The organism is Pseudomyxococcus flavus (assembly GCF_050038885.1).
GTDB lineage: Bacteria > Myxococcota > Myxococcia > Myxococcales > Myxococcaceae > Myxococcus > Myxococcus flavus.
This window is the reverse complement of record NZ_CP143624.1, coordinates 3,866,241-3,885,752: the sequence shown is the minus strand read 5'-3', so window position 1 is coordinate 3,885,752 and position 19,512 is coordinate 3,866,241. Positions and strand designations below refer to the sequence as shown.

Annotated in this window: 17 protein-coding genes; 10 read left to right on the top strand and 7 right to left on the bottom strand. The window is 69.1% G+C overall.

Annotated elements, in window-relative coordinates:
* Positions 1 to 6 precede the first annotated feature (6 nt).
* Positions 7 to 1,719 (bottom strand): rhomboid family intramembrane serine protease, encoded by a 1,713-nt coding sequence (locus VZL07_RS16295; RefSeq protein ID WP_426756461.1) that lies wholly within the window; start codon positions 1,717 to 1,719, stop codon positions 7 to 9.
* A gap of 128 nt (positions 1,720 to 1,847) precedes the next feature.
* Between VZL07_RS16295 and VZL07_RS16290 the strand changes: the two genes are divergently transcribed.
* From VZL07_RS16290 to VZL07_RS16280, 3 genes are read left to right on the top strand one after another with little or no spacing between them, the layout of a single operon-like run.
* Positions 1,848 to 2,798 carry an alpha/beta fold hydrolase gene (locus tag VZL07_RS16290; protein WP_426756460.1) on the top strand — a complete coding sequence of 317 codons (951 nt, stop codon included), beginning with the start codon at positions 1,848 to 1,850 and terminating at the stop codon, positions 2,796 to 2,798.
* Positions 2,799 to 2,838: 40 nt separating this feature from the next.
* Entirely contained in the window at positions 2,839 to 3,891 is a 1,053-nt protein-coding gene (locus VZL07_RS16285; protein WP_426756459.1) for a sensor histidine kinase, read from the top strand.
* Complete coding sequence (locus VZL07_RS16280; protein WP_426756458.1) at positions 3,888 to 4,610, top strand: LytR/AlgR family response regulator transcription factor; 723 nt, start codon at positions 3,888 to 3,890, stop codon at positions 4,608 to 4,610. Before VZL07_RS16285 ends, VZL07_RS16280 begins: the two co-directional genes overlap by 4 nt.
* 6 nt (positions 4,611 to 4,616) lie before the next feature.
* On the opposite strand, the gene VZL07_RS16275 is transcribed toward VZL07_RS16280, so the two are convergent.
* From VZL07_RS16275 to lspA (VZL07_RS16255), 5 genes are all read right to left on the bottom strand, one after another.
* On the bottom strand, positions 4,617 to 4,937 hold the full coding sequence (locus tag VZL07_RS16275) for a hypothetical protein (RefSeq protein ID WP_426756457.1): 321 nt from the start codon (positions 4,935 to 4,937) through the stop codon (positions 4,617 to 4,619).
* A 298-nt stretch (positions 4,938 to 5,235) separates the two neighbouring features.
* Positions 5,236 to 6,492 carry an MXAN_5187 C-terminal domain-containing protein gene (locus tag VZL07_RS16270; RefSeq protein WP_426756456.1) on the bottom strand — a complete coding sequence of 419 codons (1,257 nt, stop codon included), beginning with the start codon at positions 6,490 to 6,492 and terminating at the stop codon, positions 5,236 to 5,238.
* Between the two features lie 41 nt (positions 6,493 to 6,533).
* Complete coding sequence (locus VZL07_RS16265; protein WP_426756455.1) at positions 6,534 to 7,838, bottom strand: prolipoprotein diacylglyceryl transferase; 1,305 nt, start codon at positions 7,836 to 7,838, stop codon at positions 6,534 to 6,536.
* Positions 7,839 to 7,948: 110 nt separating this feature from the next.
* On the bottom strand, positions 7,949 to 8,557 hold the full coding sequence (lspA, locus tag VZL07_RS16260; RefSeq protein WP_426756454.1) for a signal peptidase II: 609 nt from the start codon (positions 8,555 to 8,557) through the stop codon (positions 7,949 to 7,951).
* A 33-nt stretch (positions 8,558 to 8,590) separates the two neighbouring features.
* A complete protein-coding gene (gene lspA / locus VZL07_RS16255; protein ID WP_426756453.1) occupies positions 8,591 to 9,217 on the bottom strand; it encodes a signal peptidase II in 627 nt (208 codons plus the stop codon).
* Positions 9,218 to 9,358: 141 nt separating this feature from the next.
* Here lspA (VZL07_RS16255) and VZL07_RS16250 point away from each other — a divergent pair, with 141 nt between their 5' ends.
* Positions 9,359 to 9,712, top strand: coding sequence for a hypothetical protein (locus VZL07_RS16250; protein ID WP_426756452.1), 354 nt, complete (start codon positions 9,359 to 9,361; stop codon positions 9,710 to 9,712).
* A gap of 43 nt (positions 9,713 to 9,755) precedes the next feature.
* Here VZL07_RS16250 and VZL07_RS16245 read toward each other — a convergent pair whose 3' ends face one another.
* Positions 9,756 to 11,069 (bottom strand): endonuclease/exonuclease/phosphatase family protein, encoded by a 1,314-nt coding sequence (locus VZL07_RS16245; protein WP_426756451.1) that lies wholly within the window; start codon positions 11,067 to 11,069, stop codon positions 9,756 to 9,758.
* Between the two features lie 236 nt (positions 11,070 to 11,305).
* On the opposite strand from VZL07_RS16245, the gene VZL07_RS16240 reads away from it, so the two are divergent.
* The 6 genes from VZL07_RS16240 to VZL07_RS16215 all read left to right on the top strand — a co-directional run bounded on the left by VZL07_RS16240 (position 11,306) and on the right by VZL07_RS16215 (position 19,511).
* Positions 11,306 to 12,064, top strand: a complete 759-nt coding sequence (locus tag VZL07_RS16240) for a Mut7-C RNAse domain-containing protein (protein WP_426756450.1) — start codon at positions 11,306 to 11,308, stop codon at positions 12,062 to 12,064.
* Positions 12,065 to 12,304: 240 nt separating this feature from the next.
* On the top strand, positions 12,305 to 13,021 hold the full coding sequence (locus tag VZL07_RS16235; protein ID WP_426756449.1) for a hypothetical protein: 717 nt from the start codon (positions 12,305 to 12,307) through the stop codon (positions 13,019 to 13,021).
* Positions 13,022 to 13,034: 13 nt separating this feature from the next.
* Positions 13,035 to 13,508, top strand: a complete 474-nt coding sequence (locus tag VZL07_RS16230) for a c-type cytochrome (protein ID WP_426756448.1) — start codon at positions 13,035 to 13,037, stop codon at positions 13,506 to 13,508.
* Entirely contained in the window at positions 13,508 to 17,767 is a 4,260-nt protein-coding gene (locus tag VZL07_RS16225; RefSeq protein ID WP_426756447.1) for a DUF4114 domain-containing protein, read from the top strand. The genes VZL07_RS16230 and VZL07_RS16225 overlap by 1 nt, the downstream gene beginning before the upstream one ends.
* The gene (locus tag VZL07_RS16220) at positions 17,764 to 18,294 is read left to right on the top strand and encodes a type IV pilus modification PilV family protein (protein ID WP_426756446.1); all 531 of its coding nucleotides are present in this window, start codon (positions 17,764 to 17,766) and stop codon (positions 18,292 to 18,294) included. Before VZL07_RS16225 ends, VZL07_RS16220 begins: the two co-directional genes overlap by 4 nt.
* Positions 18,291 to 19,511, top strand: a complete 1,221-nt coding sequence (locus VZL07_RS16215) for a PilW family protein (RefSeq protein ID WP_426756445.1) — start codon at positions 18,291 to 18,293, stop codon at positions 19,509 to 19,511. Before VZL07_RS16220 ends, VZL07_RS16215 begins: the two co-directional genes overlap by 4 nt.
* The last annotated feature ends 1 nt before the right edge of the window (position 19,512 follow it).

Sequence of the window (19,512 nt, the reverse complement as noted above, 5' to 3'; positions counted from 1 at the left end):
CACGCCTCACGGCGTCATCGGGCACAGCCCCCGCTCGACAAGTCTCCGCGGCAGTTGCCCGTCCTCTCCAGGCGCGCAGAAGGGCGCAATCACAGTCCTCGCCTCGCCCTCGCGTCCCTGCTGCAGCAGCACGCTCGCCAGCTCCTCGTGAAGGATGAGCGGCAGCTGCGTCCCCGTGAAGTAGTGCTCCAGGATGTCCTTCTCCGCGAGTGCCACGCGCAGCGCTGTCTCCGCCGCGGGCAGGTTTCCCGCCTCCGCCTGCGCCATGGCCTGGAAGAGGTGGGCGCGCGGGTCTCTCGGGTAGCGCGCCTGCAGGTCCGTCGCCTGTCGCATCCCCTCCGCGTGGGTGGTCGGAAGCGCTTCCTCCGGAATCAGGTCCAGCGCCAACGCGGAGACCTGCCGGTACTGCCAGGCGAGGCCCACGCTCACCACCAGCGCCGCCACGGCCACCCACCCCAGCACGCCCAGCGGCGCCGCCGCGGGTGGCTCCGGCGCCTTGCGCGGCCACACCCGTGTCAGCCACAGGCCCACCGCGCCGCCCGCGAGCGCGCCCCCCAGGTGCGCCGCGAAATCAATGGCCCCACCCATGCGCGTCATGGCGACGGGAATCAGCGAGGGCACCAGCATCTGGAGCGAGAGCATGCGCAGCTGTGTCTGCGTCTGACCTGGAGGAAACCGCCTGCTCACCGCGAGCATCGCGCCGAGCAGGGCCATGAGCACCCCGGATGCGCCCACCGACACCACCGAGGCATCGTTGAAGGCCATCGACAAAGCCCCTCCGCCCAGCGCGCCCACCAGCAGCAGCAGGCCCAGCCATGCGCGCCCCAACAGCAGCTCCAGGGAGTGCCCCACGAACCACAGGCACAAGCCATTGAGCGCCAGGTGGAAGACATCACCATGTAGCAGCGGCGCCGTCAGCAGGCGCCACCACTGGCCTCCCTCCACCACGAGGCCCGCATTCACGCCCCCCAGCGCCACCAGCGTCTGCACCCCGGGCGCGAGCAGCCCTTCGCCGGCCTCGCCCACGCCCAGGAAGTGCTCCGCCGCGAAGCCCAGCGCCATCGCCACCAGGAGCAGGGGCGTGAGCAGGGGTGTCCGGTGGGGCGGCTCGGCCAGCTCCTCCAGCACCTCCAGGCGGCGAGGCGCCGACAGGAGCTGGCGCACATAGCGCGGTGACACCTTCGCGCGGCGCCAGGTATTGGCCCACACCGTCCCCGCCCGCGTGTCCACGTGCATCGCGTGCAGGTGCACCTTGTTGAATGCCCCCAGACGAAGGGCATCGAGCCGCTTCCGGTCCTCCGCGGAGAGGGGCGCGTCACCGACTTCGATGACCTGGATGCCCACGGGCAGCTTCGCCCCATTCACCGTGCCCGAGTACCGCAGGCAGTCCTTGCCGATGCGCTCCAGGCTCGCGGTGTCCAGGCCGAAGACACGCGAAGGCTGCCGCTCGCGGTCCACGACGCAGACGGCGATGGCGGCCATCCCGTCTGAATAGGTGAGCACCGCGTCCGAGGCCGCCTCCAGCTCGGCTGCCTCGGGAAACGTGCTCGGGGTGAAGCCTTGCTCGGCCAGCAGCTTGCACAACAGGTACTCCGCGAAGGAGGTGTCCTCCTGTGCGGAAGCGCCCGGCTGCTCGGGCATGGGGGCAGCGGACGGCAGTGGCTCGGGTAGCGGCGGCGCGGACATGCCGTCCAGCCTGCCCGAAGCGTCCAGACGCAAGCCAGTCGTCCCAGCCGGACGCCGCTCATCCCCGACCTGAACCGCCCATGGAGTATCCAGAGCCCGTGCACCGCCGGGGCGTACCTTCCTTCCCGCGTCGCTCACCTGCTTCGACCCGGGAGTCCCACATGCTTCGTCACCGCGTCCTGTCGTCGCTCTTCGTCCTGTCCCTGCTCTCCGGCTGCGCCACCACGTCCGGAGCAGCACCTTCCGCTGACGCGGAGTCCTCCGAGACCTCCACCTCCAACGCTCCGGCGCCGTTCCATGTCGAGCGCAGCGGCAAGGGGCGGCCAGTGGTGTTCATCCCCGGTCTCGCCTCGTCGGGCGAGGTCTGGAGCGAGACGGTCGCGCACCTCGGCGGCCGGTACGACAGCCACGTCCTCACCCTGGCCGGCTTCGCGGGACAGCCGGCCATCCAGGCGCCCTTCCTCGAGACCCAGCGCCGCGCCATCGCGGAGTACCTGCGCGAGCAAGGTCTCGAGAAGCCCATCCTCGTGGGCCACAGCCTGGGCGGCGTGCTGGCGCTCGCGGTGGCCGCGGACGTCCCCGAGCGCGTCGGCGGCGTGGTGGTGGTGGACAGCCTGCCCTTCCTCCCCGCGGCCATGCATCCCGGCGCCACCGTGGAGAGCAGCCGCCCCTATGCAGACCAGATGCGCACGCAGATGCGCACGCAGTCCGTCGCCCAACGCGACGAGGCGCTGCGGCAGACGATGCAGCGCTACATCACCGACGGCGCCAGGCAGGACGTCGGCTTCCGCTGGGGAACACAGTCTGACAATGAGACCGTCGCCCAGGCGGCGTACGACCTGATGACCACGGACCTGCGGCCCCTGCTGCCGCGCATCACCGCGCCCACGCTGGTCCTGGGTTCGTGGATTGCCTTGAAGGGCCATCTGCCACGAGAGACCGTCGAGGCCGTGTACAACGGCCAGTACGCCACGCTCTCCACCGCGCGCGTCGTCATGCACGACACCGCCCGTCACTTCATCATGTGGGACGACCCGGAGGGCTTCTACCGGGAGCTGGACGGCTTCCTCGGCGCCCATGCGTCCGTGGCCCAGGTGGAGCCGCACCCCTGAGTGTGCTGGAGTCGCGCCGCCTGCCGTGGGAGCCGCATCGATGAAGCCTTCGCTCACGCGAACCTGGGCCTATGTGGCCTGCCAGCTCGGAGGATGGGGGCTCTACGCGCTCATCAACTCCGTGCTGACGCTGATGGCTCCGGCCCGCACGCCGGGCGGCCTGGCGCCTTTGTGGGTGTTCTGCCTTTGTGGCGTCCTCATCACCCACCTGGGCCGCACCTGGCTTCCCCTGCGCGCGTGGGCACGATTGCCTGTCGCCCAGCTGGCCCCGCGCGTGCTCGTCACCGCCGTGGGGCTGGGGCTCGCGCAGAACGTGGCCCTCCTCGGGCTGAGCGTGTACCTGCTGCGCCTCTACACATTGGCGCAGGCCTCACTGGCAGCCTTCTTCATCAGCGGCTTCGTCTGGACGGTGCTGATGTCGCTGTGGCTGCTGCTCTACTTCACGATTCACGCGGTGGAGCACGCGCGGACGGCCGAGGTGGAGCGCTGGAAGCTGGAAGCAGCGGCGAAGGCCTCGGAGCTTCGCTTCCTCAAGTCACAGCTCCAGCCACACTTCCTCTTCAACTGCCTCAACAGCGTGCGTGCCCTCATCTCCGAGGACCCGGCCCGCGCCCAGGAAGTGGTGACACGGCTGTCCACGCTGCTGCGCTACGCGCTCTCCTCCCGCGAGAAGGAGACCGTCCCTCTGGCCCAGGAGCTCCAGGTGGTCCGTGACTACCTGGAGCTGGAGGGCGTGCGGCTGGAGAGCCGCCTGCGCGTGCGCGAGGACGTGGAGCCGGCCACGCTTGGCATGTCCGTGCCCGCCATGCTGATGCAGACGCTGGTGGAGAACGCCATCAAGCACGGCGTGGCGCAGATGCCGGAAGGCGGCGAGGTGGCCGTGTCCGCGCGCATCCAGGAAGGCGTGCTGCTGCTCGAGGTCTCCAATACGGCCACGCCCGCCGCGCGCCCCGTGGACGGCAGCGGCGTGGGCCTCCACAACGCGAGCGAGCGGCTGCGCCTCCTGTGCGGCGCGGACGCCTCCCTTCACCTGGACCGCACCTTGCCGGCCTTGACCACCGCGCGTGTCCGCATTCCCCTGCCCCTGTCATGAGAGCCCTCATCGCCGATGACGAGAGACTGGCCCGCGCCGAGCTTCGCCGCCTGCTCGCGGCCTTCCCGGACGTGGAAATCGTGGGCGAGGCCACCCATGTGGACGAGGCCTGCCGACAGGTCGACGCCCTGTCCCCCGACCTGCTGCTGCTCGACATCCAGATGCCAGGTGGCACGGGCTTCGACGTGCTCGAGCGGCTGGAGGAGCCTCCCGACGTCGTCTTCACCACCGCGTATGACGCGCACGCCGTGCGCGCCTTCGAGGTGAACGCGCTCGACTTCCTGCTCAAGCCCATCGAGCCAGAGCGGCTCGCCACCGCGCTGGAGCGCGTTCGTCAGCGCCGCCGTGTGGCCCCCGCGCCCTCCGGCCCCACGCCGCCTCCTGGCACGCCCCTGGAGCGGGTGTTCGTGAAGGACGGCGAGCGCTGCTGGCTGGTGCAGCTCGCGCAGGTGCCCCTCATCACGTCCGAGGGCAACTATGCGCGGCTGACGCTGGACGGCCATGAGCCGCTGCTGCTGCGCTCATTGAGCTATCTGGAGGAGCGGCTGGACCCGGCGCGCTTCTTCCGCGCCAGCCGCCAGCACCTCATCAACCTGGACTTCATCGAGGCCCTGGAGCCCGGCCCGAGCGGCACCCTGGTGGCACGCCTGCGCGGTGGCCGCGAGGTGGAGATGTCCCGCCGCCAGTCCCAGCGCTTCCGCGAGCGGCTCAGCATCTGAGCGCCGTCAGTTGTTGCCGCGAGGCGCCTTGCCGGAGGTCAGCACCGACGTGTCCACCGCCGCCACGCCGCCACGGCGGCGCCGGAGCTGACGCGCGCGGTCCTCCAGCTTCTTGTAGTGCTTCATCATCGCGACCATGTGCGGGTTCGACGACTCGCAATGCAGCTGCGTCACCTCCCGGTGACGGCGGCCAAGCTCCTGCCACGTCTGGAGCATGGCCTGATTGCCCAGCAGCCGCTCCTCGACGGAGTCGAGCACCTCGTCCATGGCCTTGCCTTCGGCTTCCAGCACCGCCAGGCGCTCCTGGGCCTCCTGCGAGGGAGACATGCACCCGGTTCCCAGCAAGAGCCCCGCCCCCGCGAACAGCCCGAGCCACTTCCGCCGAATCCCCACGTCGCCTCCCGCAGTGTCTCGCGCCGACCACCGGCCGCTTGAGCGAAACGCAAGCTAGGGAGGGCCCCCTGGAGCGACAACCCGCTCAGGCAGCGGAGGCAGTCGTTTTTTCAGCAGGCGACGAATGCCGACACTGGAGCCGCTGGGAGCAGGTCGGCCCCGGAAGGGCGCACGCCCACACCCGCGTCCAGCCAACGACGTCCACCGGGTGAGCCGCTGTACGGTGCGTCACCTACTTCGGCACGGCCTTGAGCGAGGCCTTGCCATCCTTGATGACGACCTTGAACTCCACCGCCTTCGCGTTGTGCTGCTTGAGCAGCTCCGGCACCTGCTTGCGCAGCGTGGCCGCCACCGATTCGTAGGACAGCTTCGACGTGTCCTCCTGGCAGCGGCGCTTCGCGGTGACGTACGCGTCGTAGACGGCGCGCAGCTTGTCGTCCGACATTCCGCCCGAGCCTGCCGCGGCGGGAGGCCGGGACGCCGGAGGCATCGAAGCAGGCCGCGCCGCGGACGAGGCGCCCGTCGCAGCCGGTCGCGAGGCGGCAGGCGCGCTTCCCGCGCTTCCGACCGCTGGACGCCCAGTGGGCGGCGTGCCGCCAGACGTCACGGGCCGCGCGGTCGGAGGCATGCTTCCCGCAGCCGCGGTGCCCGACGGCGGAGGCGTGCTTCCAGGCGCCTTCGCGGCCATGCCCGGCGGAGCCACCGGCGTGCCCCTGGCGGGCGTGCCACCAACGGCGGCCGTCACGGAGGGCAGGCCGCGTGGCGGCGTGCCCGCCACGGGTGCCACGGAAGGAATGCCCGAGAGGGGTGCCACGGCGGGCGTGCCCCGGTGCGGCGTGCCCCCCACCGCGGGCGTGAGCGGTGCAACCGCGGGCGTCAGCGGCGCGACCGCTGGCGTCTTCGCCGGGGCCACGGCGGACGTGCCCTGCGCCGGCGTGCCGCCCAGGGCCTGGAGGTAGCTCTCGGCCACCTTCGGCTCGTTCACGGGGCGGGGGCGGATCAGCTCCTCCACCTCCTCGAAGTCCATGTCGGAGATGTCCTCGGGCAGCTCGATGACGCCCTTCTGGCCGCCCTCGCTGGCGGAGGAGGCCTTGCGGCTCTCCGCGCGGCGGCGGGCCTTGAAGACATCCCTGCGGTACGTGCCCGCTTCGATTTCCTGGAGCGTGCGCGCCCAGAGCCGCTCGTACGTGAGGAACTTGTTGTGCAGGCCCGCGACGCGGAACTTGGCCGAGGTGCTGCGGATGAACGCGCTCTTCAGCTTGTTCATCCGCTTCTTGAGGTCCTCGTGGGCGCGCGTGGGCGCCTGACGCTCGTTGCCCAGGAAGTACTGCTCGTAGAGGTTGCGGAGGACTGCGATCTCCGCTTCCAGGGCCTCGCACTCCTGAAGGACGGCCTCACTGGAGCCCGGGTCGGCCGGCGTGGACTTACCGGTGGAGCTCTTCTGCGCGAAGCTCTTGGAGGCGGACTGTCGGGCGTCGGGGGGCGGCATGACTCCTCAGAGTGTCCCCAAGAGGCCCGCGCGATTCAACCTCACGCAGCCGAGGGGGTGGGCCCCAGGCTCGCCGCCTCGCTTCCCCGGCGACGCCCCTTCTGGGCGAGCAGCACCGCGCCAAAGGCGAACATGCACAGCGAGATGAACTGACTGGTGGAGACATTGTACCACGCCTCCAGCGGCACCGCCGCCGCCAGGTCCGGCGCGCCCAGCGCCTGCAGCAGGCCGTGCAGCGTGCCTCGCTCCACGTCCCCCCGGAACAGCTCCACCGTGCTGCGCAGCACCGCGTACGCCATCAGCCACAGGGCCAGGACGTGCCCATGGAAGCGGCGGAAGCGCCGGGCGTACAGCAGCCCCACGAAGAGCACCAGCTGACCCACGGACTCGAAGAGCTGGGTCGGGTACACCCCCAGCGTGTAACCCTGCTGCGCGACCCAGTCGGAGATGCGGACCGCGCCAGGGGCCGCGTGGTGAAAGATTTCACCGGTGGCCTCCACCACGTAGCGTGAGTCCTGGAGCTGAGATGTGTACGCCAGGCTGGACGACTGGCCCAGGCGACCGAAGAGGTCCTGCGCCACACCGCTTCCGGGAAAGTGCACCGCGGTGGCCGCGTGGGCGGGCGCCACGTCCCCCCAGCAGCAACCCGCACTGAAGCAGCCCAGTCGGCCCAGGCACTGTCCCAGCGACACGGTGGGGATGCAGACGTCGGCGAGCCGGAGGAAGTCGATTCCGTGCATGCGCGCGAAGAGGAAGGCCGCCGCGGACGCTCCAATGAGCCCACCGTAGAAGACGAGCCCCCCGCCCAGGGAGAACGCCTGCGTCCAGTCGCGCGCGTAGTCCTGCCAGTTCACCAGCACGAAGAGCAGCCGGCTCCCGCCGATGCCGCCGAGCAGAATCCAGACGGTCATGTCCATGACCTGCTCGCGCTTCGTGGGGCCCTCCACGTCCACCCACACGCCGTCCTTCAGCTCCAGCCGGCGCCATTCGTCCTGCGCCAGCCGCCCCGCCACCGACACCGCGGTGGTGAAGCCGAGCGCCAGCAGCAGGCCATAGGTGTGCAGGGGGATGCCCTCGCCCTTCGCGCCGGGAAAGGCACCGGCCGGCAGCGAGTACTGCAGACCGAACCAGGCCAGCACGGCACCCACGAGGCCATAGCCCGCCGCGCGCAGCAGCCGGTCCTGGGTGGAGGCCGGGGCCCGGAGGCCCGTGCTGGCATCCAGCGCGCCCTCGGCGCCGCGCCAGCCGTTGACGGTGACGTACCCCACCACGACGGCCGCGACGGCGTACAGCAGGACCTGCGACCAGAGCGAGGTGAAGGAGAGGTGGACGAGGACGGGGAGCACGGAGACCTCGCGAGAGGGCGGTGAGCGCGAAGGCTACCCTGCCTGCGCGGGCGACACGACGCGCATGCCCACCCGCGAGGCCGCCCGGCTGCCTGGCCGGGTGCGGCGGGCTACGCCTTGGAAGGGGCCTGGGCGGGCTTCTCCTTGCGGACGAAGCTGTCCACCAGGAGCATGCCCACGCCGACGCAGATGGCGGCGTCGGCGACGTTGAACGAGGGCCAGGCCGCCTTGTCGAACCAGTGGGCCTCCAGGAAGTCGATGACGAAGGCCCGGGCGATGCGGTCGATGTAGTTGCCCAGCGCGCCGCCCAGCACAAGCGGCAGCCCCCACAGCGCCCACTTCTCCTCCGGGTCCGTGCCGGTCAGCTTGCGGAAGTAGAAGGCGATGAGGAGCACCGCGGCGATGCTCACCACGTGGAAGAGCGGCCCGCGCGTCTCGGGCGGCAGGCTGCGGAACATGCCCCACGCGGCGCCGGGGTTCTCCGCGTAGCGGATGCGGAAGAAGGACTCCGACACCTCGATGTGGCGGCGGGGCTGGTAGTGCAGCCCGTTGAAGCCCTGCGGCGGAGGCGAGGAGTACATCGCCCCCAGGCGCTCGCCCAGGGTCTCCTTGCCATCCATCTGCGTGGTCAGCTCGCGGACGACGAGGTACTTCGTCCACTGGTCGAGCACGATGACGCCGAGCGCGACGGCGATGAGGATGATGTATTTGCGCGGCACGAGCCGGGACTTACACCAGCCGCCGCCCATCCGTCACGGATTGGGGCTCTCCGCCAGCGACGCCGGTACGGGGTCCGGACGGCGAACCTTGAGCGAGTCCAGCAGCATGAAGGCCACGCCCACGCAGATGGCCGCGTCCGCCACGTTGAAGGTGGGCCAGCGCATCCCTGGCTGGTTGCGCCAGTGCCAGTCGATGAAGTCGATGACGTAGCCGCGCAGCAGCCGGTCCATGAAGTTGCCGAGCGCGCCGCCCGTAATGAGCGCCAGGGCCACCCGGACCATCCGCTGGTCCGGCTCGGTGCGCCGGTACATCGTGAAGATGAAGCCCAGCGCCACCACGCTCACCACGTGGAAGAAGATGCGCCGTGCCCCCTCGGGCAGGCTCGCGAACATGCCCCAGGCCGCTCCCGGGTTCTCCACGTAGCGGAAGTGCCAGTAGTCCTCGATGAAGCGATAGGGCCGCGTCACCGTGAACTTCCCGTCCTCGGGAAGCGGGTGGTTGTCCAGGTTCTGCTCGGTGAAGTAGCCCGTCACCCGCGCCAGGCCCTCCCGTCCGTCCAGGGCATTCGTCAGCCGGGAGACGGCCAGGTACTTGGTCACCTGATCCGCGGCAAGCACGGTGACCGCCACGAGGATGAGGAGGCGAAGGGAGGTTTTCATGTCGCTGCCCCACGTCTAACCCGCGTTCAGGATTCCTGACAACTCGGAGAGCCCGCGCGCCCCTCCTCCGCCTGTCCGCTCTGTTTCCCGGCCAGCATCGGTTTGGGGCATGGTGTCACCATGCCGCCTGTTGAGCCCGACGTGAATCCCTCAGTCTCCGACACGCCCCCACCCACCGAGGCCGCGATGAAGCCCGCGAAGCCCTCGCTGATGGCCCGCTTCAAGAACCTGATGCTCGAGTACGGACCGCTGGCGCTGGTGGTGAACTACCTCATCTTCGGGCTGGTGATTGTCGGCTTCTACGCGGCCATCCAGTTCGGCTTCCAGCCCAGCAGCACGGGAGAGAAGGCGGGCAGCTGGGCGGCCGCCTATGCGGCGTCCCAGGTGGTGAAGCCCCTGCGGCTGGCCGCCGTGTTCGTGCTCACGCCGCTCATTGCCCGGATTCCGCCGGTGGCCCGCTTCATCGAGCGCAACAAGCACAAGTGGAGCTTCTGAGGGCCCGCGGCGGCAGCCCTCCGCCGCCGCGCGCCCCCGCGCATCAGAAGTTGGGGACGAGGAAGTCCTTCACCACGCCCATGTGCTGCATGTTGGTGGCGTTGCTGTCACCCGACTGCACCGGGGCAATCTCCGACAGCGGCCGGTAGACGCGGCTGTCGAGCACCAGCCCGTTGGGGAAGGTGCTGGAGCCGATGACGGTCGCCTGCTGGTACTGGCGCAGGTCCTGGTCCACGAGAATCTGGTCGTAGGGCTTGTTGCGGTTGCGGTTGGTGCCCGTGTTGCCGTTCTGGTCCGCCGGGTGCGGGCCCGCGGTCGTCACCACCTGCCGGAAGGTGCTGAAGCAGGCCTCGTTGAAGCTGTCCGTGTTCAGGTCGCCGCCGATGACGAGGTAGTCGTCGTCGGGAATCTGGGAGCGGACCTGGTTGACGATGGCCTGCGCCTCGGCGTTGCGGTTGCTCGCGCTGGAGGTCAGCAGGTGCACGCTCACCGCCCAGAGGTCCTTGGGCCCCGGGATGTCGATGCGCGCCCAGGCGAAGTCCCGGTTGGACACGCGGGGGTCGGGCCACTGGCCGGACTCGATGATGGGCCAGCGGCTGATGACGCCGTTGGGAATCTGCGCGCCCGTCTCGCGGGACCAGTAGAAGCCCGGTGCAATCTGGTTCACCAGCGAGGTGATGTCCGCGGTCGAGTTGTCCTCGTAGTTGAACTCCTGCATCAGGACGATGTCGGGGTCCACGCCCCGGATGAGCCGGATGCCGTGCCCCGGGTCATACGACTGGTAGTTGCCACTGCTGAGGTTGGACGCCATCACCCGGATGTTGGTGAAGCCCGCGTCGGTTCCGGCATCCGTTCCCGCGTCGGTTCCGGCATCCGTCCCCGCGTCGGTGCCCGCGTCGTCCTCTTCCTTCGTGCCACCGTCCTCGTCGGACGTGCCCGCATCGGACGGGACGCCGCTGTCGGTCTCCTCCGTCCCGCCGCCGTCCACGCCCGCGTCGTCGGAGCCCCCATCCTCGGAGCCAGCGTCGGTGGACTCGCAGGCGTCGCGGGGGACGCAGTAGCCGCCCTCGCTACCGTCCTCGGCCGCCGCGCAGCAGGCCGCCTCCGGGTGCTCGCAGGCCGTCTGCGGATCACAGGCCCTCACGCAGAGGTAGCCGTCATGCGCCTGGACGAAGAGACAGGCCTCCCCCTGGGAGCAGTCCTCCGCGGCGCGCTCCGGGGTGCACTCCTTCCAGAGCACCCCACCATCCTCGAGCGGCACGGGAACCCGGGGCGGGTTGCTGCCCTCTCCACACGACAAGGTGAGGAGGGTGAGCGAAAGCGCCGCGCACAGGAGGGAGGTGAGCGTCTTCTTCATGCTGTCGGACTCGGAGGAAGAGGGGAGCGTCGCCTGCCACACCCGGGGCCGACGGCCGCGGCAGTATAGGAACTCCGAAAGTGACAGTCCCGTGACTTATGGCGTGACTGAACGATTTTATTTTCGCAGTTGCGTCAAATCCCCACTCCGAGTCCTTCGGTCCCGGCACGTCCGTCGCAAAAAGGGGCTCCGAGCCCACTGGCGGGATGCGACAAAGGCCTTGAGAGGAATGGAGCATGGAACAGGCGAAGGCCCTGGTGACGATGCGCTTCCACGGCGCACTGAATGACTTCCTGCCTCCCTCGCGCCGGAACCAGGCGTTCACCCATCCCCTGCAAGGCACCCCGTCGGTGAAGGACCTCATCGAGTCCCTGGGCCCACCACACCCGGAAGTGGAGGTGGTGCAGGTGGATGGCGAGGCCGTGGACTTCGCGCACCGGGTCCAGCCGGGCACCCGCGTGGATGTCTATCCCGCCTCCGTGGACGTGCCGCCCGGCCTCCGGGTGGGGCCGCCCCTCCAGGACGCGCCCCGCTTCGTGCTCGACGTGGGCCTGGGGCGGCTCGTCGGCTTCCTGCGGATGCTGGGCTTCGACGCCCTGTGGCGCAACGACTTCGAGGACGCCGAGCTCGCGCGCCTCTCGCATGACGAGGACCGCGTGCTCCTCTCGCGCGACGTGGGCGTGCTCAAGCGAGGCGAAGTCCTGCGCGGCTACTTCCCCCGCTCGACGGACCCGGCGGAACAGCTGGTGGAGGTGGTGCGCCGCTACGGGCTGACGTCTCGCATGCGCCCGTTCTCACGCTGCGTGGCCTGCAACGCCGCGCTGGCCCCCGCCGAGCCCGACGAGGTGCGCGAGCGCGTCCCCGAGCGTGTCGCGGAGCGGCACTCGCGCTTCCAGCAGTGTCCCGGCTGCCAGCGCGTCTTCTGGGCCGGCACGCACCATCAACGGATGCAGGCGCTGGTGGACCGGCTGCGAGAGCTCGAGCGCGCCTCCTAGGCGCCGAGCCTCGCTCCGAGAGTCGGAACTCACGAAGCCACTGGCGCGTAACGGAAACCCCGCAAGTAATTGCAACTCCGCAACTCTTGCGAAGTCGCGCCAGACCCAGCCCTGAAGTGCAAGCCAAACGTTGCCCACGAGTTCCGGACGGTTACAGTGCCGCCGGCCAGGCACGCCATTTGCGTGGTTCACAACACTGGCATCGCCCTCAAGGGCCGAAGTCCAAGGGAGACCCGCGACATGGTGCAACGTCCCACAGCCCGACGGCGGCAAGGTGGCTTCACGCTGCTGCTCGCCATGGGCGTCGTCACGATGGTCACCCTGGCGGTGCTCCTCAGCTACGGCGTCGTGAGCCGCGAGGCGGACGTCCAGGGCGACAGCCGACGCTACAAGGAGGCGTACTTCGCGGCGCAGGCGGGGCTGGCGGAAGCGCGCGAGGCCATGCGCCTGCGGCTGGGCGTGGAGGAGACCTATAGCGTCGCGCTTCAAGGCATGGCGCAGGTCAACGAGCCCGGCCTGGAAGGCGGAGACCGGCCCTACTTCGAAGTGCTTCCGGGGCCAGGCGGCCCGGGGACCTGGAACTCCCTGGCCATCAATGAAGCGGACCTGTCGCCCGCGGAGCGTCAGAGCCCCTCGGGTGAGGCGTATGCCGCCTTCCCCCGCCAGGAGAACGTCCGCTACCGCGTGTTCGTCCGGGACGACGAGGACGGCACCCAGTCCGGCACCATCGACGACAACAAGCAGGTCTGGCTCATCGCCATTGGCGAGGTGGTCGGCCCCGCGGGCAGCCGCCCCACGCGCGCCGTCATCCAGGCGCTCATCACCAACGAGAACGCGCACGCCGTCAACAGCCCCGGCACCGTCATGACCGGCGGTGGCTCCGACAACACCTACAGCAACTCGGATGAGGTGTCGGACGTCCTCGCCGATGTCGTGACCCTTGGTTCCCCTCCTTGAGCTGAGCACGCCCATGAAACGACTTTCTCTGTTGTCACTCCTGCTCCTGCCAGGACTGGCCGCTGGCGCCGCGGATGAAGGCAAGCTCGCCTTCGAGAAGGCCTGCGCCCGCTGCCACACCGTCACGCCGCAGGGCCAGAGCAAGGGCAAGGGCAAGCGCGCCCAGGCGGCGAAGCCCCTCCCTACCGAGAAGCGCGGCCGGGGCACCGACCTGGGCCCGTTGATTCCCAAGCGCACGCCCGAACAACTGCGCACGTGGATTGCGGCTCCCAACCAGGTCAAGCCGAAGACGACCTGCGACACGCGGCTGCTGCCCGCGACTGACCGGGACCTGCTCCTCAGCTACCTGGCGCACAGCCTCCACCCGCCGCCGCCTTCGCGCGAGGAGCTGCTGCGTCAGCAGCTCAAACAGGACCTCGCCGCCCGCCGGGCGCAGCAGCTGCGCAAGGCGAATGACCCGTCCCGCCGCTCCCAGGGGAAGAAGTGATGCGCACCCTCACCCAGACGCTCGCCGCGTTCGCCCTGCTGGCCGCGCCGCTCGCCCACGCCGCGGCGCCTCCGGAACCGGAGACTCCCGCCCAGCTGTGCGAAGACCAGCTCGACCAGAACAAGCAGCCCGAGTTCTCTGACGAGAGCCTGGAGATCCAGGACTCGACCATGCTGATCACGGAGGACAACCCGGCTCGACTCCAGCTCAACACGAACCGCACGGCGCTGAACTCGGAGTTCATCGAGTTCCCGTTCGACCAGAACGTCACCATCAGCTACGTGTACGAGTCCGCCGGAGCCGCGCACTCGCTCGGCTACGTCTACATGGACGACCTGCGAGACCGCGGGTACGTCGACGCCAACGGCAACTTGCTGGACACCAACTCCAACGGCATCTTCGACCTGCACGAGGACATGTTCAACCTCGCGCCCCGGTCCGGCGCCAAGGCGCGTCCGTACATCGGCAGCCTCCCCCGGCGCTGCACGCGGAATTTCACTTCGGGCGGCGAGACGTACAACCAGCCAGAGCTGGCGATGAACGGCAGCTGTGGCAACGCATTCGAGCCGAACGTCGACCTCGCCGATGCCCGACCGGGGCTGGGTAGCGAGTGGAACCGTACTGACTTGGTGGGCCACTTCGCCTCGGGCAACATCAACTTCAACAACAAAGCCAATCAGTTTTCGGACCGGGGACTCTTTCCCCAGATTCCCAACCTGCTGGAGCCCCCCTCGGACGCCAACGGCAACATGGGGTTGGGGCGGATGGTCTTCCTGCTCGCCGATGATGACGATGGCTTCGAGACCCACCGGAACCTCGCGCCGGTGAGGGATGAAGGCGACTGGTCCGAAGGCATTCCGGACTACGACGTATCCGCGTATGACCCACGCGGCCTGCTGCGCAGCAACAACCCGGACAATGGCATCACGCCCTATGACCGGACTGTAGACATGGGGATGATTGAAGGTGGCAAGGAAGTCATCTTCTTCCTCATCGTCTACTATGAAAGCAACCACGGCCCCAACGAAGGCTACGTCTACCCCTGCCTGAAGCAGGATCCGGATGGCCGGTGCGCGCTGCACCTGCGGACGTCCATCAACGTCTTCTTCTCCAAATCGGCGTGGAACCTGGACCAGAACCCCGAGGGCGGCACGATTGTCGCCGAGCGAAACATTGGCTGCCGGTACCTGGAAGGCTGCAACCGCGACAATCCCGCCAGCACGCCGGGCCAGGCGTGCCGGGTCACGGGCACCAACGAGTACTACTGCGGCTGGCTGGATGGTCCCATCACTGAGTGGGGCACCACGCTGTACCGCCTCGCGAACGACGAGCTCTACGGCAACCTCGTCATGCCCATGGAGAAGGTGACGATTCCTCGGCCTCCGGGCGTTCGCAACCCCATGCCTCACGTCATCGTGGGTGCCCCCTCCACGGACCCGTTCCGCTGGATTCTGGGCTTCGAGGACATCCCGGGCGGCGGTGACCGTGACTTCAACGACGTGGTGTTCGTCATCAACAAGCAGAACGGCGGAAGCACGCGTTCGGCCACGGTGTCCGGCGACATCTCGCCGGACATCGCCAATGACTTCGTCATCACCAAGGTGCGCTTCAAGCGGCAGGACGACTTCGCGCCCCATCCGCGCACCTGCGACGGAGGGCCGCCCTGCTTCTCCGAGGACTACCCGGGCGCGTGCACGCCGGAGGATGGCCCCGAGCCCACCATCACCTATTCGCTGGCGGTCAACTGCCGCGTCTGTGAGCCCAATCCGGAGACGGGGGAGATGGAGTGCGTCCCCAACCCGGAGACTCCCACCTGGTTCCCGGTGCACTTCCCGGACACGGAGCCGCCCACCCAAGAGGTCGAGCTGGACATCCTGGCCATGGGTTTCACGGGCTCCCAGCTCTGCTGGAAGGTGGACATCACCAGCCCCAACGAGCAGTGCCGCCCCATCATCGACGACGTCGAGGTGGGCTACCAGGCCGTCCGCGCTGGCAGCTACTCGCGCGCCTCACCGTCCACGCTGGGCAATGTCATCGTCTGGGGCGTGAACGAGACGCCGGGCAGCGCCTGGGGTCGGGCCGGAACCTGGCCGACCAGCGGAATGCCCGCGGCCAGCACCCGCGCCTACGACGGCAACAAGGACTTCACCGTCCGCGGACGGCTCTATCTCAGCACGCTCTATGACCCGGAGGATCCCACCGTCACCACCGGCGAGTTCCGCTGGGACGCGGGCCGGGTGATGGCGCTCACCTTCGGGACCAATGGCAGCGGGCATGACCCGATGAGCCGCAAGCTCTACACGATGAGCGCGTCGGGTACCCGCAGCACCCTCTCCGACGAGATGGCGGACAACGATGAGGACAGCATCCTCTTCCCGGACGAGCTCTGCGACCTGGAGCAGAACGGGCGTTACCTGTACGACCTCAACAACGATGGCAAGTGCGGTACGCCCACCGGCGCTCCCCCCGACAAGCGGGTGACGGGCGTCACGAACGACCGCAACTTCCTGCGGGAATGGCTGTACGGCTGGGAGGACCACTATGCCCCCGGGCCGTCCAACCAGCGTCGGCCCTGGGCGCTGGGCGGCATCAACATGTCCACTGTCGCCGTCAGCGTGCCGCCGTACCTCGACGGCTGGGCCCAGAACGCGCGGGCGGGTGAGCGGGACATGTACCGCCGCAACTTCATGGAGCCGCTCTCCACGCGGCCCACCGTGGCCTACGTGGGCACCATGAGCGGCTACCTGCACGCCTTCGACGCGGGCGCCTTCCGCAACTCCACCCAGGATGAGTGCGCGCCGGGCACGCAGGTCCGTGGCTTCTTCGAGCCCACCGCGGCCTGCGTCTCGGGCAACATCACTCCCCGCAACTACGGCTCGGGCACGGAGCTGTTCACGTACATGCCCCGCATGCTGCTGGAGCGCTACCGCAACACGTATGTGCGCTTCAATGGTTCGGGCAACCTGGCCCGGCCTTCCATGGATGCCTCACCGAGCATCGCCAACGTGGACTTCGGCCTCTCGGGACAGCCCGCGTGGACGCCGTCGCCCACCGCCTCGAGGACGCAGGGTGCGAAGACGGTCCTGGTCAGCGCCTCGGGCAAGAACAGCCCCGCCGTCGTCGCGCTCGACATCACGAACCCCGAGGACAGCTGGTACCCGCTGCCGCTCTGGGAGTTCAACCTGAGGGACCCGGCCATCGACTTCGCGTTCTCCTCGGCGAAGGTGGCGGACCCCACCGTGAACTTCCCGGACAACTCCGGCTCCAGCCACGCGCCGTCGATTGGCCGGCTGACCTGGGGCACGCAGACGGAAGGGAAGTGGACGGCCATCGTGGGCACGGACTTCGTGCCTTCGTCGCCGGACCGCGCCGGCGCCCTCTACCTCATCGACATGAAGACAGGGCAGCCGCTCGAATACAGCACGGGTGACAGGGCGGGCATCATCACCCTGGACCAGGGCTCCGGCATCGCGGCGGAGACGGCCCTGGTCGACCTCGACCGTGATGGCAACTACGACGTCCTGTACGTGCCCACCACGGCGGGCAGCGTCTACCGCGTCAACCTGGACCAGGTGGACACGGGCGCGCCGCTGGGCCGCAAGGTGAAGGCCTGCAAGGTCGCCAGCGCCCCCCTCGCCCTGGCCACTCACGATGACGCGGCGCAGGACCAGGACCCCATCTTCCAGCAGATCCACTCCAACATCGCCGTGAACGTCGTCCGCAACACCGGCACGCCCGTGGTGCGCTTCTACTTCGGCACGGGTGACAACCCGGACGAGTTCTCCGACGGCCCGGAGGACAAGGACAGCTACATCTACCACCTGCTGGCCTACGAGGACACCGACCCCTCCGGCAGGAACGAGTGCGAGCTGCTGGAGCCGCTGTGGGTGCGGCAGCTGGACCCCGGGCAGGCGGTGTGGGGCGGCGTGACGCTGGCGGGTGACAAGGTCTTCGCGACCACGGCCGTGGGCGCCGCCGCGGACATCTGCAACCTGAGCGAGGACGAGAGCGGCCGGTACTACGAGTCGGGACAGCTGCCAGATGGCGATGGCGACCCCGGCATGACCAGCGCGTCGCTCGGCGGCCATGGCGTGAACGCGCCGCTGGTGCATGACGGGCACCTCATCGTTCCCACCGCGCTGGGTGAGATCAAGATCAAGGGCAACGGCCGCTGGAACACCGGCGATGCCGAGGGCGGAACGGCTCGCTCGAAGCTGCTCATCTACTCGCCGAGCCCGGACGGGAGGATTCAGCAGTGAAGGTTCTGAAGATGCGCCAGCACCGAGGCATCACGCTGCTGGAGGTGCTGGCGACCATGGCCATCCTGTTGATGGGCATCGCGGCGGCGATGATGGTGGTGACTCGCACGAGCTACTCCAACCGCCGCAGCCTCACCGCCACGCAGGCCCAGCTCATCGCCGAGCAGGCGCTCGAGAACCTCACGCTGATGGGCTGCGCGGTGGAGCCGCCGTGCTCCAACCTCGTGGGCCAGGACACGACCTACACCCTCTACCAGACGGCCGCGGGGGCGCTGAGCAACACGCCACCTCCCAACCCCGAGGTCATCGCGCGGGAGTTCGAGGTCGCCGTGGACGTGGATGTTCCCTCCCAGCTCGGTACCATCGAACCGGGCTCGACCGTCCCGGCGGACCTGACGCGGGACCTCATTCCCGGCCAGGTCGGCACGGCGGGGAGCCTCGCCCACGTCCGCGTCACCGTGAGCTGGCGCGAGCCGGAGCGCAGCGACCGGCAGGTGGTGATGCTCCAGACGAGGATGGCGCCGTGAGGTCTTCTCTGACGCGGACTCGAGCTCGGGCAGCACGTGGCTTCACGCTGCTCGAGGTGATGATTGCGAGCGCCATTGGCCTCGTCGTGCTCGGCGCCGGTCTGGTCGCGGCCATGCAGATGCAGCGTCGCGCCCAGTTCGAAGAACAGACGATGATGGCCCAGACCACCGGCCGGGTGGTCATGGAGCTGATTTCCGCGGACCTGCAGCGCGCAGGAGCGGGGATGGGCAACGCGCCCATCGTCTTCAGCGACACGCGCACGCAGACGGCCGTCCAGGTATGGACGGAGCCGGATCTGAGGGTGGCGGATGCGACGCGCCCCTTCCCCGCGGACAACGGCTTCGCCCTGCCACCGGCGGGGCACCTCGAGGAGTTCGCGTCGGACGTGCTGCAGATTCACTGGGGCGATACCCGCGGCATGGTGACGCTGGCCCCCTGTGGTGGCGACGTCAGCGTGCGGGATGGCCCACAGGGGTTCTGCACCGTCCCGAACCCCTCCTCCCGGCTCCAGCCCGCCGCCGCGACGGCGACTCCTGCCTTCGTCGTGAACCCCAACCGGAACCTGGCCTGCCATCTGCGCGTCGCCAACGTGGACACGGGCAGCAACCGGCTCACGGCGGACGTGGGCACCGGCACCGAGACCACGACCGTGGGCCCTTGCGGCAACCCGGACGATGGCCTCTGGAACCTCCCCAACCCCGACCGGGAGTCCTGGCGCGTCATGCAGGCGCAGAGCTCGGCCTACCGGGTGAACTGGGCCAGTGGCACGCCCACGCTGGAGTACCTGGGCCACGGCGCCGCGGATTGGGTGGTGCTGAGCCGGGACGTCGAGCGCCTCAAGGTCCGGCTGGGTGTCATGAGCCACGCGCCTCCGCTCGGCTTCCGGTGGTTCCCGGACGACGACGCGGGCCTTCCGGCGCTCGATGCCTGCACGAGGACCACGTGCGCCATCGACCAACACCCCTCGGAGGTGGCCCCTCCCGCGAACGATGAAGACCTGAGGCTCCGGCTGAGGCAGCGCATCCGCGAGGTGGAGGTCACGCTGGTGGTCCGCACGCCGAGGCAGGACCGGGAGGCCTTCGACCCGGACGCGCCCATTGGCGTGGACGCTGAAGAGTTTCCGGAGGACGGCTACAAGCGGCGCACCTTCACCTTCCGGGTCATGCTCCGGAACTTCGCCGCGGGAGGGCTGTTGCCCATCCCGGTGGGGATGTGAA

Excerpts from the sequence above, each read along its gene's own strand:
- VZL07_RS16235 (WP_426756449.1), top strand. The coding sequence starts at position 12,305 with ATGGTGCAACGTCCCACAGCCCGACGGCGGCAAGGTGGCTTCACGCTG.
- VZL07_RS16280 (WP_426756458.1), top strand. The coding sequence starts at position 3,888 with ATGAGAGCCCTCATCGCCGATGACGAGAGACTGGCCCGCGCCGAGCTT.
- VZL07_RS16290 (WP_426756460.1), top strand. The coding sequence starts at position 1,848 with ATGCTTCGTCACCGCGTCCTGTCGTCGCTCTTCGTCCTGTCCCTGCTC.
- VZL07_RS16225 (WP_426756447.1), top strand. The coding sequence starts at position 13,508 with ATGCGCACCCTCACCCAGACGCTCGCCGCGTTCGCCCTGCTGGCCGCG.
- VZL07_RS16275 (WP_426756457.1), bottom strand. The coding sequence starts at position 4,937 with ATGTCTCCCTCGCAGGAGGCCCAGGAGCGCCTGGCGGTGCTGGAAGCC.
- VZL07_RS16270 (WP_426756456.1), bottom strand. The coding sequence starts at position 6,492 with ATGCCGCCCCCCGACGCCCGACAGTCCGCCTCCAAGAGCTTCGCGCAG.
- lspA (WP_426756453.1), bottom strand. The coding sequence starts at position 9,217 with ATGAAAACCTCCCTTCGCCTCCTCATCCTCGTGGCGGTCACCGTGCTT.
- VZL07_RS16240 (WP_426756450.1), top strand. The coding sequence starts at position 11,306 with ATGGAACAGGCGAAGGCCCTGGTGACGATGCGCTTCCACGGCGCACTG.
- VZL07_RS16245 (WP_426756451.1), bottom strand. The coding sequence starts at position 11,069 with ATGAAGAAGACGCTCACCTCCCTCCTGTGCGCGGCGCTTTCGCTCACC.
- VZL07_RS16230 (WP_426756448.1), top strand. The coding sequence starts at position 13,035 with ATGAAACGACTTTCTCTGTTGTCACTCCTGCTCCTGCCAGGACTGGCC.
- VZL07_RS16285 (WP_426756459.1), top strand. The coding sequence starts at position 2,839 with ATGAAGCCTTCGCTCACGCGAACCTGGGCCTATGTGGCCTGCCAGCTC.